Origin of the sequence: Spirosoma sp. SC4-14, assembly GCF_037201965.1 — a bacterium.
In the GTDB taxonomy this organism is placed as follows: Bacteria; Bacteroidota; Bacteroidia; order Cytophagales; family Spirosomataceae; genus Spirosoma.
Window position 1 is genome coordinate 2,648,644 of the sequence record NZ_CP147518.1, and the last position, 13,195, is coordinate 2,661,838.

The window sequence follows — 13,195 nt, forward strand, 5'->3', positions numbered from 1 at the left end:
GGTATTTTTTGTTGATGATATTGACTTTTTTGGGCACTAATTAGTTTGCGAATGGTGCTAGATCGCCAGTTGCTGGCGAACTGCAGTGAGCCAGACCGATCGTCCCTGACAATTCCAGTGCGTATCACCTTTCAGATAAGGCGACTCCGTCAACTCCTTAAATGGATTATACACATCCACGGTTTTTATCTTCAGAGCCGGGTTATTCTGTATACGAGGAATTAACTGGTTATAGTTGCCTCGGTTTGGCTCAAGGATGGTCGCTTTGTTGGGTATTATAGACAGATACACCGCATCGAAGCCCAGTTGTTTATAGTGGTTAGCAACCGAATTAAGGCTATCGATCAGGGTTTTTTCTTCTGATTTCGGAAAGTCGACGAACGACGATAGTTTTTTGCGGGTCGTGTCGGTATCGAAATCCAGAAAAATCTTTTGTTTATCGCGCGACAAACTCACGCCCGAACTGGCCCGGTCGAACCAGTTTAGGGTAAGAGAAGCTTTAAGTTCTTTAAACCAGAAAGCCCAGTCGTGGCTAAACAATGCAGACGATAACCGTTCTTCTACATCACTACGGTGCAGATCGTCGTAAAGTCGACGCCATACTGATGGGGTAGGCGTGGGCGATGCGGCCGTATCGGTTTCAACAATTAACTCATTGACTGGCTGGGCAAAATGTTCCCGGAAATGCCGCTCTACCGTTTCGAGCAAAAGTACATTCCGTTTGGTTGAGTCGAGCTGAATACGGGCAGGGAATCCCCATTTTACCCGTTTATAATAACTTACCCGGAAATCGTTCTGACCAATTCGCTGTTCTTCTGAAAAGCTATCGCCAATAATATACAGATGTGTAGTGGCTGTATCGCTCGATCGGTTCGATGCCGGGCAAACGGGCTGACTATCTTTAAACTGAGGTAATGCTGAAATACGATATAAATCGCCATAGCGATAATCGTCGACAATAACGTTCAGGTTATATAACCAGTGCGAGATTGTTGACGAAAGGCCACCAGCCCATAGAACAATGGCGATGGTCAGAACAGTGTATCGAAGAAAACGCATAGTGTAGTGGCTCGGAGTTGAGAGCATTGAACCGCAAAGCCTGTTCAATGGAGTTACCGAATTCGGATACTAAATAGCTGCACAGCCTGTTTGGCCCCGCTTAATATATATAATTCGTTGGTTCGTTCGTCAAATTGTAGAGCAATCGGAAAATCGCTCGGAATGGGCCGGTCGCCAACAATTTGTCCATTCAGGTTATAGAGCGTCGTAAATCCTCCCGATTGAACACTAATCAATTCAACACCAGCGCCCAGCCGGTGGTAACGAACAGAATTGCGCCCCGATTGCAACGCCCGGACATCGAACCGGCGCTGTCCTTTCTGATCCAGAATAGCCACTTCCGTATCCGTTTTGCGTAGTAATAGCCAACTGGTTTGGGCTTCGTCGGGAAACAGGCTAAAAACACCATTCCGAACGGGCCTGTATAGTTGCGTCCGGCTGGCAATCAGGCCATTCTGATTCAATGTTATCAATTGACCCTCTTCCGTAATGGTATGTATGGTCGATTGTCCCGGTGGCAACAGGGCCGGACCTGCAAACCGAACTTCGAGCTCTTCTTCATTGGTTCGTTCAATCCGTATGGGATAGTGCGGAAGTTGAGTGCCATTTTCCCGCCAGCGGTTCAGTGTACCGTTAGGTTGGGCAGCCAGGATTTCCATACCGGCTGGCGTGGCAATCGCCTGAAAAGGCAGCAGAAGAGAACCTTTCTGGCGGGCTGTAATGATACGTACAAAGGCTTTGCGCTGGCGATCTATTGCGTATATATGACCGTCCCGATGAGCCGCAAGCGCCACCCAGTTTCGTTGTAAACTTCCCCGTGGGCGGCTCAGAAACGTTGGATCAATACCTTCTGGAATCCGGATCGTATTCAAATGTACCGATTTTTTGCGAGGATCGGCAATGTACAGCGTTCGATCGGTCATGAACAGATATTGTAGATTACCGTTGTCCAGAAAGTCGACTGCCAGGGTATTGCTACGAATGGGCCCATCGGTTGTATCCTGTACAATTTTGTCGCCCTGAGGAGTTACCAGAACAAACTGGCCCGCGTTGTTTTGGGCATAAAACTGAGCTGAGCCATCGCTTAAACTGCCTGTTACAACCGGAGCTGCTATGAGCGGAGCGTTGAAGTCTACTTTTTTCTGAAGCAGTAGTTTATTCAATACGGCATTGCTGGCCCGGCGGGTCGTACGCCCTAGTATTAACGTCGACAGAATCTTTTCGTTGCCATAGCTGGCCTGGTAAGCAATGTTCTCCAGATTCGATAGCGCCGAACCGGTTTCGGTATTCGTTAGCAGGTTTTGCCAGGCCAGAGGCCAGGTAGAGGTCAACAGGGTTTGCGATTGATCGGTATTGATTCGATTTAACCGGACAAAGGCTGTAAAATTAGCCGGACGAAGCGTATTGCGAACTAGATCGGCCTGGCGTTCATCGGTCGACCAGACCGCTTTGCGCTGGATCTGCTGGAGGTATTCCTGCATGGCATCTTCGGCATTGGCAATAATAAGCGACGTGCCGTGCTGAGTGATCCAGCTCCGTTGAAACCCCGTAAACAGACTACTGAAAAGCGATGCCGGAAGCTCGGGGACATTGAGCAATAACGTTTTGTGCCCCAGAAAATTTTTCAACGGCGCCGGAGCCTGGGCTCCGGCGCGGTAGGCAGCCTGCTGATACGCATTCGAAAGTTCCTTAATGTTTTTGGAGGTAATAACCAGTACCTGTTGGCGAGCACCTGTTGGCGACTCCATCCGACAAAGCAGAATGTCGGGGCCCAGCGAGCGGTAAATAGCCTCGGTGCTGGGTTCGATTTGCTGGAATCGCTCGCGCAGAAAATTGCTGGATGCTGAGCGGAGCAGTTTACGAAGTGAGTTGCCAAAGCGGGTAGCATCGCTAACGCCAATGTGATATAGCGTTGCCGTTGTTTGTGGAATCAGATCGGCATTCTGTATCCGTCGGGGTGTTTGGTTGGTAAACAACGACGCAACATCCTGCCGGGCACCAATTTCGTCGACGGCATAACCGATTAGATGAGATTGGGACGCCGATGGGCGAAACTGTAAATTAAGCTCTTCGGGAAGAAAGAGCCGGACCAGCGAACTGGCATTACCAAACAGCGACTGAAGCACTTCTGGCCGAATGGATAGCCCAGCCCAGTGGTCGGCATCGACCTGAAACTTAGGTTCGTTCTGTGAGAGCCGAAACGATTGGTTCATTCGTTTGGCCACGTTCTCGATCAGGATTCCCGAAGGGCTACCAACCAGAAACTTTTCGGTCAGAATAAACGATCCGACGGGATCATTGGAACGGGTTACCAGATCCAGAATTTTTTCGCCGGCAAACGTATGGCGCAGTATACGATATTGGCGTGGGTCTGGATTGGTCAGACGATGCAGGTAAGCCTGATCTACTTCCGACGTCGGAATGTAAAAGATAAAATCGAGGGTAGTTTTGGAAATAGAATGAAGTGAATACCGGATGTTTTTATTTTTTACAAAACGAATAGCCGTTGCTGAGTCGGTTGCTGCATAAATGAACTGATCGAGTCGTTGGCTGGCTTCACTGAATATGGGCAGTTGCTGTAGTGAAATATGCGTCCGCAAATCCTGGGCAGAAACGGTGTCCTGTAGTCGGTCGCTGGCTAGTACCAGTAGCGACCCCGCTGGCATCAAAGACCAGACGGTAGGGGGGGGCGAAAAAAGCTGCCGATAACCCAGCCAACCGCCAACTACCAGCAAAAGTGCGCCAATACCGATCCAGGTGCGTCGTTTCATAACTAGTTGTAAGCGTCGAAAACATAAAGTTGCAAGCGTCGCAGGCTGAAAGTCGTAAGTGCATTAGTACCTTTTGGCGACGTTTCAGACTTACGATTCTTGCAACTTTGGCAACTTACAACATTACGGGCTTTCGACTATAGTTTTTTTCCCCACATGGCGTTGGCCGTTTCAGGAAAAGGCATTGTTAATTCGGGCACATCAGCCACCACACGGTTAGCCCATTCTACTCCCTGCATCAACGAATGGTCCTGATTACTAACCTCATATTTCCAGGCTCCAAACCGGCCCCGTGAGTAAATTCCGAACGGCTCCAGTTGTGGCAATACTACTTTCAGAATAGCATCCCGTTCAATCGATGGTGTTGGGTAACCATAGTCAAACGCCATATGAAAGGTCGAAATTACATCGTCGGCCGACTCAATCAGCTCATCTTCCAGCAGTGCCCGAATCGTATCGTCAATCAATGTTTCCCGATTGACGGGTTTTGCCGACGATTCGCTGGTTTCGGTCATAAGCGACCAGTGCTGATTGATATCCGGAACGTTGTTTGGACTGTAGTTGGAGAATACCGTCACGCGGTAATAGGGGCTATTGTATTCGGGGAAATACATCCAGCACATCGTTTTCAGGCTTTCTTTAGGCTTCCCTTTCAGGCCAATGCCGACAACGTTGGTAGAAGAATGCTTTAATCCCTGCGCCGTCTGAACAATGTTCGAGTCCAATCCGTCGACCCGTTGCGTAAACAGATCGAGTGGCATGGTACTCATCAGGTATTCGTAGTGAATCTCCTCGCCACTGGCCAGCACAATTTTTTTCTCTGGTCCAATTACTTTCTCAACGGTTGCGTTGAGTTTTACATACTCCCGGCCAACCAGATCTCCAACAGCTTCCCAAATACCGCCTGTTCCACCATTTTTGGGGAACTGGAACGTACTGTTTGGACCCCACGAAAAATCGTCCTGGTCAAAAATGATGTTTTTCGTGACACGTTGAAGGTCTGTGATCGCAACCCGTTCGCCGACCCACACCGCATTCATGTCTTCGGGTGGATAAGCCCACACCTTAAAGTTGTAGGGGAACATGAACGTTTCGGCCAGCCCTGGCCCAAAGGTTGCCAGAATCCACTCCCTGAAATTGGCCGGTTTCTGGTTGTTGGGAAATTTGTAGTTGTGGATAATGCCTTCCAGGCATTTCCACATGGTTTCGGGCGTGAGGTATTTGATGTTATTCTGGAACGGATATGGAACAAACCGATTTTCGATCCAGACCCACGATTCGCGTTGGTGACTGAGCCAGCCGTCTGCGCCCAGTGCCTTCAGCATCAGGTCATCAAAATATTTGTAGTGCGAAAACTGAACATGTCCGCCAACATCCCAGGTAAACCCTTTTTCATCTACGAAACTTTTCGAGAGTCCACCAATCCGGTTTTCTTTTTCCAGAACAATGAAGTCTGTAATGCCTAATTCTTTCAGGCGATATGCTGCGCCAAGACCTGTTGGACCTGAGCCAATAATTACATATTTATAATTCATGGGTTGAGCATTTGGTATTCGGTTTATGGGTTTCGGTTTATGGTTGCGTTGCCTCAATAGAATGTGTGCTACTAGGCGGAATAACCATAAATCATAACCCCAATACTATAAACCGAAATCCCATTTAAACCGTTACTGGCTCTGGTTTCTTTAGTTCTTTAACCTTTCCACTTAGATCAAGACGGAATTGGGCGAGTTCTTTGAAGCTCTGAATACATACTTTTAGCAGCTTCCATTTTAAAATAGACACCGTGCCTGTTTGCCGCTCCTTGTGCGTAATCGGAATATCGAACGTATTGCACCCTGCTTTTTTAGCCATTACAGCCAGGAAAATATTGGGGGCAAAAGGGGTAGGTGTAGGCAGTTGAGCCAATAATTTTTTTAGAAAGCTACCCCGAATAAGGCGAAACGGAATGTTGCTATCCATGATATACGTACCATAGATAAACGCAATACTGAGCCGCAATATACGGGTGATTACTAATCGGGCAGGAGCATCGTATCGTTCTTCGCGATAGCCCAGAATAAACGGCGATTCGTGGCGTCTGGCCCAAAGCTTCCCAAAATCATCCGTAATAAACTGATCGTCGCTATCGGTCTGGAATACGTACTCCGAATCCAGCGCGATGGCTTGCCGATAGCCATTGACAACGGCGTTGCCGTGGCCGCCATTGGGTTGATGAACCACAATCAGTTTAGGATACTTGCTCTTAATCTGATCCAGAATAGCTCCCGTTTTATCACGCGAACCATCATTGACAACGATTAACCGGGTATTTTCGGTGGGGAATTGGCGGGCCAATAGGTCGGTCCATTGCTTAACAACAACATCGATTACCTCTTCTTCGTTGTAAGCGGGCATTACAATAGATAGCAGAATGCTCATGCAGCGTATTTATGGAGTTTGTAACTGGTGGGCCGTAAGGGCCGATCCAAAAAACGCCGAGCAATCAATGAGCCGCGACGCAGATGGTGTACGGATACAAAACCCTGCAAATATAGGGAAATGTTATTGGTGGTTTTCTAAACTGAATAGGACTTTATTCAGCGGGAAGAATGCACCAGCAATTACCGATTTCATTTATTCTGGTTTCTGCTTAGGCTCGCTTTAGTAATATGTGAGCCGGTTTTTCGCTTATAATGAAGTGGATGTTAACTCGTTGTGAATGAGTTAGCCTATCCCGCGAATTTATTTAGTGCCGTTTTGATTCATTTAGAGGTAGGTGCCGGATAGTTATTTTTTTGCACAACCTCTGAGTGAACGGTAACGAACTATTAGTGAGGTAATAAAATTGGTGAAAACAATACCCTGCCTTCTACTGATCTTCAGGGAAGATGAACGAAAACCCAGCCCTATTTTAGCGGAACAGTTAAACGGATGCGCTGTTGATTGCGAATAACAGTTAATGTCATATGCCCGGTCCAGTTCACTTGCTGCTGAATCGCCATTAGGTTTCCAATACTTGCCATTTCGTCGTTATTAGCCATTCGAATAACATCGCCTTTTTTCAGGCCCGAAGTGGCCAGTGGGCTTTGCGGAGAAATGGCCACAACAACAATACCTTTTTCATCGGGCAGGCCATAGGCCGACCGATCGCCCAAACCTTGTACATTTCGAAGAGAAACGCCCAGCCAGGTTGTTTCTCTGACGGTTACTTCCTGTTGGGCATTGAGCAGGGCCGGGAACCGGGGTGTCTGAGCTAGTGTCCGTAACGCTGGCTTCTGTACACCAAACTGATTCATGGGAAAATTCTGAAAACCAAGTTGCAGGGCTGGACTATCCGTGCCGACCTGGTAGTTTCCCAGTGCTGGGTTCCTGAAACGAGGATCGCCAAAGAGGCTATGCTTATCGGTCCCGTTTGCCTGCGCTTTCTGTAGGGCCGCTTCGTTCGGAAATAAATTGTAATCGATCTCCTTGCCCCATTCGTGAATGCCGATGGGGGCATAGGGGCGCATCACAATATTTCTGCGGAAGTTGTCGCCGTCGTTTTTGAACCAGACATGCGGATGAAAGCTATTGTTGATCAGGATATTGTTTTCAACTACCCGCTTGAACCCCTCTCTCAATTTCAATCCACCGTTGAGACATACATTATTTGAAATGTAATAATTGCTGCTGCCATCGTCGAGGTCGATGTCCCAGCCATGATCGCAGCGAAAGCGGTTATTTCGAATAATGGTGGGTTGCTGGGCATCAAGCAAAATCAACTCAGGATGAACGCTGACCAGGCTGTCCATTGTGTCGCGGCTGGGGTGCCAGTATCGGTCACGGCCCCACGAGTTAAATGCGCCATGATCACCCGTTTCGAGTACCGTATCGAACACGTCGTTAAACTCCAGCACATGCCCGCCCCAGGTGCCATCGCCAATGTTGATACCGGCTCTGGGAACCTGATAAATGGAGTTGTGCCTGACAACAATGCCCGATGCTATCGACATCTGAACCCCTGCCGACTGCTTTTCGATCTGCCCAATGTGATGAATCAGGTTATCTTCGGCCGTGCACTGGGCTGGATAAGCATCGGTTTTGGGGCCTGCCTGGCGATCCAGTTTTTCATACGGTACAAACTGTTCGTATCGGAAAGCGGGCGAACGAACGGCCGATGTATCGCCTACAAAGCAAATGCCACTGGCTCCTATATGGTGAATATGCGATCCGCGAATGCCGGAGTTTCGGTTATAGCCACTCAGAAATACGGCATTGCCGCCCAGGTTGGTGAATTCACAGTTTTCGATAAAGCAATTTTCTGTATGTGCGAGCAAGACGGCAGCACCCCGGTAAATCATCCAGTCGCTGCGAAGTAGCGGTTCATATACTTCCATGAATGTTCGTTCGGTATGAACGAACCGGATGCCATCGAACCGGACTTCTTTTAACGGCGTTGTTGGCGTGCCAGTCAGTTCAACAAGGTCTTTCAGGCGGGATACCTCAATCGTTGCAGTTCGCGGATCGACACCGGCGGGGGGGATAAACGAGAGCGTATGCGAAACGTTGTCGTAGAACCATTCTCCGGGGGCGTCCAGTTCTTCGGCAATATTTTCGACAAACCGATAGCGGGCATGCATCGGTGCCGGGCGGTTATTTTGCCAGCCGCCTTCCAGGTCGAGGTGTCCGTTTTCTTTGCCTGCAATCCGGTAGTGCATATCGCCCCACTCATGCTGGTGAAGAACATGCACATAGCCGCCAACTGGATTCTTCCAGTGGCTAATACGATCTTCGCTGATGGCATCGGCGGATGTTCCGTTAAATACGCGGGCTTGTGCATTGTAGTTTGGGTAACGGGCCAGAATCTGTTGTTTGCCGTTTACGAACAACTGCTCAAATGGGTCACCCGAAATGGTTGCCGTCCAGACTCCTTTGGGTTTCTTCGTCCAGGTAAGGTGCAATCGTCGCCCACCACTCAGGTAAACCTTTTCACCCGGATAGGCTAGCACCGAAAGAGCTTTTCCTGCCGTAAGGTCTGGGCTAATACGAATCGGTGCCGATAAATAATAAGTGCCTTTTCGCAAATTGATCTGAACACGGGTAGACGGAGCAGTTTTAACGCGGCTTAGTGCTTTCTCTATGGTAGCAAAAGGCTTGGATAGCGTTCCCGGATTGGTATCCTGACCGTTGGGAGAGACATAAAACTGAAGTTGGGCAAATGCCCATGAAATGTTGGCCAGGAATAGGAAAAGGGTAAGTCTCATTGTCACCGTATAGTATTTTCAGGTGAAATACGAAGGGAATTTATTGAGACTGTTTATATAATCCTAATTCTGAAAAAATTAGAGCTATGCCCTTGTTTCAGTAGCTAACGTAGTAGAGTTATACCGAATCGGCCCAAACTAGTAGGAGAACCGATCTTTCAGATTATTGATTGGCTTTTCGATCAGATACCACGACAGCGTTGCCAACAGCAGGGTTAAGGTCAGATAATAACTAAACTGAAAGAAATAAGAGCTGTTCAGAAACGGTAGAATGTCCGTAATCCGTCGCCACGACCGGAGCGTGAAATGGGTTGGTTGTGTGTGGTATACGTTGAAGATGAAGTTATGGTAGAGGTAGAGGCCATAACTGATTTTGCCCATATACTGGCTAACCGGATTTTCGAGTATCCATTTCATCGGTCCTCCAAAGCCCAGCACCGCCCTGCCAATCAGGAAAAAACCGATCAGCGAACCCGCCAGCCGTTCCCACACATCCGACATGATGTTATGATGGCCAAGCCAGCCCTGCGGATCAGGAATGGCGGGTAAGATTTTGGTACCAATCACGACTGTAGCAAAGAGTACAATACTAATCCAGAGCCAGATGGTATTCTGAAATACCTGTTTGAATCGCTCGCGCTGATAGAGCCACCAGAAGGCCATGATGGCTCCCAGACCGAATGAATCGAGGCAGGCAGGCATCGTTACGTAGCCAATGAACCAGGGCATGTGTGCGCGATAAAGCACGTAACGCATCGTAACGGCTCCTACAATCATAAGGGCAGCCGTAAACGGAACCCAGGAGCGCGGCACTACGAACAGGAGTAGCGGAAAAAACAAATAAAACTGTTCTTCTACCGCCAGCGACCACAAATGATCGACAGTGCCCATCCAGGTAGAGTGATAGGCCATGTACAGATTGGTTGCATAGAGTGCCAGCCACCCAAACGTTTTACGAACCGGGGGTTCGTTGATGGCATAGAGCACAAACAGGACCAGATAATAGATTGGGAAAATGCGAAGCGTTCGGCGGATGTAGAATGTTTTAAGGTATTTTCCTAAGCCCCCGTTGGGTTCACTACTGAGTTTGTCTTTGCTGGATAATAAAATACGGGTGATCAGAAAACCACTGAGAACAAAAAAGATCGTTACGCCCAGCGCCCCCAATGGCATTTCAATACGTCCGGCCATCCAATGATCGAAAAGCACCAGCGCAACGGCAATAAATCGAACTCCATCCAGTTGCTGGAGATGATTCAGAGCCGGGCGGGCGGCAGTCGTCGTTGGTGCATTTGTTTGCATAACTCGATACTGATTACCAGTTTTTTTGAATATCCTTAGGTCGGCCCGCCGAAGTGATGAGCTGGTTTGTAGCCAACAGCATACACTGATGAGCGTTCGAAAGGTTTACGATAAATAAATGATAGGTGCCTGCATCCATCTCGGCTGTCCAGATGTCGGCTTTGAAACCGTTAGTAAATTGATTCGCTGGCCACAATCGGGCCTGTATGAGCGAAAGCCGGTTAGGCCATACCGGAAACAGGTACGACCGTTTTGGAGACCGCGCCAGCAGATAGCAGCCAGCATCGGCATCGGTTGTTTGCCGGGTCAAGAGTTCAGGCCGAAGGAGCGAGCTGGTCTCAACAATGTAGCCATGTGGCGCTTTGGAGAGCGTTATGGGAACAACCATCGACTGAGCGGGGCCGTAAAGCACCGGTAAGAAATTGTCGTAGAAGGCAGGCGATGGGTCGGTATAATGATTGGTGATCGAATCGGACGTAGCAATCGGTTGAGTGTTCGTATAGGTCCAGTTAAACTGGTTCGTCGTTTGCCAATGCCGAAACCAGATCGTATCGTCCAGAAACGAAAAATAAGAAGCCCAGTAGAATAGTATACTTCCTGCTAAGCTGATGCCCATTATCCATCGCCCCAAAGTGTCCCCACCAACAAGGGTACAATATACATAAAGCAGGGCTAGCAGCGTCAGCGAGTAAATTTTATAACGACTCGTAATGATCATGTCGAGACCAAAGCCCGTGCGCGACCAGGCCACAACAGCGGCTGTACCAATAATAAATGCAACGCATCCCCAGAAAAACAACGTGATCGCTGGAATTGACTTTGCTGTAATTCTGGCTTTGGGGTTGTTTAACTGACGTAAGGAACGAACGATTGATTGGCTATACCTGATCAGGCCCCAACCCAATAACCCGGCAGCAAGTATTGCCATAAAACAACCCAGAAGAATACTGTTCTGTAAAGGCGATTTGATGGGGAGCACATCTGCCGAAGCACCAAGAAAAGCTAGCCAGCCTTTTGTCAGGTCGGTAAACGAGCCCCGGTCTGGTGGGTTTCCGGCTGGTTTTTCATAGCCCGTAAAATAGAGAGCCAGAATCAGGGCTGCACAGCAAAGCCAGATAATAAGCGGCCTGAACTTATTTTTCGATGATATACGCGACTCGCTCAGTTGAAGAATCAGCAGAACGGCACCAATGGGCCAGACCAATATTCCATTGCCGCTGGTGAGTGTTGCCAGCACTGCCGACGCTATCGCCAACTCCCAGCGTTTTGTGTAGGTAAGCCAGTAAATGCTGAGAACAACCCAGAGCACGACGGAGAAGTTTTGAAGAGAGGCCATACCCCAAAACATATTCTCCCAGTTAGCCAGATTCAGGAGTATCAGTGCAACCGGAAGCGCATACAGGGGCGAACGTCCTTCGCGACGAAACACACCGATGCAAACGAGCAAGAGGCCAACCAGACTTAGGTTACCAACTGCCATCAGATGCCGAAAGTTGAGCTTTCCGGTAAGTTTATAATCCAGAAACGCGATCAGCCGATCATAGACAATGCGGTGCTCGTTGTGTTGCCGGAAAAACTGGTAGATTTTTCCCGAAACAGTATCTTCCTGATCGAACAAATACAGAAAATTACGCAAGGCGTGATCGTCCCATTTCGGCACGTTAACGGCGTAGTAATTCCAGATAACGGCAAACGCAAGAACCGGTACCGCCAGCAAAGCACCACCCAATAGCCCACCTGCCGACCGCGAATGGATCGGAGCAAGTGTATGGGCAGATTCGTGTTGCAGCGTTGGCAAAGTGTTGAAAAGTTTATGGTTTACGGTTTATCGTTTACGGTTGCGTTGCATGAGCAGGGTGTGTGCTGATAAGCCGAGCAACGAAAAACTATAAACGATGAACCATAAACTGAAAACCGATTTAGTTTGTGAACGAAGCCAGGTGTCGGGCAATGTTGGCAGGATCGAGCCCTGATAGTTGCTGATGATATTTCTGGTCGCCATACAGCCCATTCGGATAACCCTGCGCCGACAAACTGACGAAATGACTCGGAGCAGCACCATCGGCAAGCAGTTTTACCGAAAGTTGCTGGGCTAAACCACCAATGGATACGTGCTCTTCGACAACGAGCAACGGTTTACCAGCCCAGCGGTGAGCCAGGCCAGAAGGCAGATTGAGCGGTAAATTAGTAGCCGTGTAAACATCAAACTGACCGGCCAGTAATTCGTCCTGTAAGGCAGTCAGCACATTACCAGCTACAGGGCCAAGGGCTACTACTGTGCCAACGGGGGCATTGCTCCGCACAATATGCTTGAAGGTACCCAGCTTTTCGGCGCCATCGGGTGTTTTGGGGCCTACCCCCAATCGAAGGTAAGCCGGTCCGCTTTCTGTCAGGATTTGCTCTAACATAGGTGCAACTTCGTCCGAAAAAGCAGGAATGTAGGTGTTTACATTTTGCAAACTACTCAAACAGGCCAGATCTTCGATCGCGTGGTGCGTACTGCCCATGATGCCGTAGCCGTAGCCACCGCCATTGCCTACCAGAAAAACGGGCATTTTGTGCAGGCAGACATCATTTCGGAACTGTTCCAGGCACCGATATACGGCAAAAGGAGCAATGCTATAGCAAAACACTTTATAGCCTTTATAGGCCATTCCGGCCGCAACGCCGACCATATTTTGCTCAGCTACCCCCGCATTGATAAATCGGGGGCCCATTGATTCAGCAACATTTTCCAGCGCATTATAGCCCAGGTCGCCGGTAATAAATACTACTTTATCGTCTTCACGCGCCAGGCGCTCGATAGCGGCTGAAAATTCGTTTCGCATACTAAACAGC

Annotated in this window: 8 protein-coding genes; all 8 read right to left on the reverse strand. The window is 48.8% G+C overall.

Annotation, left to right across the window (positions count from 1 at the left end; all coding sequences use genetic code 11):
* Positions 1-57 precede the first annotated feature (57 nt).
* The 8 genes from WBJ53_RS10720 to WBJ53_RS10755 all read right to left on the reverse strand — a co-directional run bounded on the left by WBJ53_RS10720 (position 58) and on the right by WBJ53_RS10755 (position 13,185).
* The gene (locus tag WBJ53_RS10720) at positions 58-1,059 is read right to left on the reverse strand and encodes a hypothetical protein (protein ID WP_338876110.1); all 1,002 of its coding nucleotides are present in this window, start codon (positions 1,057-1,059) and stop codon (positions 58-60) included.
* Between the two features lie 53 nt (positions 1,060-1,112).
* Positions 1,113-3,830: a hypothetical protein gene (locus WBJ53_RS10725; protein WP_338876111.1), complete on the reverse strand. Its 2,718-nt coding sequence runs from the start codon at positions 3,828-3,830 to the stop codon at positions 1,113-1,115.
* Between the two features lie 137 nt (positions 3,831-3,967).
* A complete protein-coding gene (locus tag WBJ53_RS10730; protein WP_338876112.1) occupies positions 3,968-5,365 on the reverse strand; it encodes an FAD-dependent oxidoreductase in 1,398 nt (465 codons plus the stop codon).
* A gap of 124 nt (positions 5,366-5,489) precedes the next feature.
* Positions 5,490-6,251 (reverse strand): glycosyltransferase family 2 protein, encoded by a 762-nt coding sequence (locus tag WBJ53_RS10735; RefSeq protein ID WP_338876113.1) that lies wholly within the window; start codon positions 6,249-6,251, stop codon positions 5,490-5,492.
* Positions 6,252-6,718: 467 nt separating this feature from the next.
* Entirely contained in the window at positions 6,719-9,055 is a 2,337-nt protein-coding gene (locus WBJ53_RS10740; protein WP_338876114.1) for a right-handed parallel beta-helix repeat-containing protein, read from the reverse strand.
* Between the two features lie 138 nt (positions 9,056-9,193).
* A complete protein-coding gene (locus WBJ53_RS10745; protein WP_338876115.1) occupies positions 9,194-10,357 on the reverse strand; it encodes an acyltransferase in 1,164 nt (387 codons plus the stop codon).
* 13 nt (positions 10,358-10,370) lie between these two features.
* A complete protein-coding gene (locus WBJ53_RS10750; RefSeq protein WP_338876116.1) occupies positions 10,371-12,155 on the reverse strand; it encodes a hypothetical protein in 1,785 nt (594 codons plus the stop codon).
* 121 nt (positions 12,156-12,276) lie between these two features.
* The gene (locus WBJ53_RS10755; RefSeq protein WP_338876117.1) at positions 12,277-13,185 is read right to left on the reverse strand and encodes a transketolase; all 909 of its coding nucleotides are present in this window, start codon (positions 13,183-13,185) and stop codon (positions 12,277-12,279) included.
* Positions 13,186-13,195 lie beyond the last annotated feature (10 nt).

What these genes read in the sequence shown, in the direction of transcription:
- WBJ53_RS10720 (WP_338876110.1), bottom strand. Translation starts at nt 1,059, where the DNA reads ATGCGTTTTCTTCGATACACTGTTCTGACCATCGCCATTGTTCTATGG.
- WBJ53_RS10725 (WP_338876111.1), bottom strand. Translation starts at nt 3,830, where the DNA reads ATGAAACGACGCACCTGGATCGGTATTGGCGCACTTTTGCTGGTAGTT.
- WBJ53_RS10730 (WP_338876112.1), bottom strand. Translation starts at nt 5,365, where the DNA reads ATGAATTATAAATATGTAATTATTGGCTCAGGTCCAACAGGTCTTGGC.
- WBJ53_RS10735 (WP_338876113.1), bottom strand. Translation starts at nt 6,251, where the DNA reads ATGAGCATTCTGCTATCTATTGTAATGCCCGCTTACAACGAAGAAGAG.
- WBJ53_RS10740 (WP_338876114.1), bottom strand. Translation starts at nt 9,055, where the DNA reads ATGAGACTTACCCTTTTCCTATTCCTGGCCAACATTTCATGGGCATTT.
- WBJ53_RS10745 (WP_338876115.1), bottom strand. Translation starts at nt 10,357, where the DNA reads ATGCAAACAAATGCACCAACGACGACTGCCGCCCGCCCGGCTCTGAAT.
- WBJ53_RS10755 (WP_338876117.1), bottom strand. Translation starts at nt 13,185, where the DNA reads ATGCGAAACGAATTTTCAGCCGCTATCGAGCGCCTGGCGCGTGAAGAC.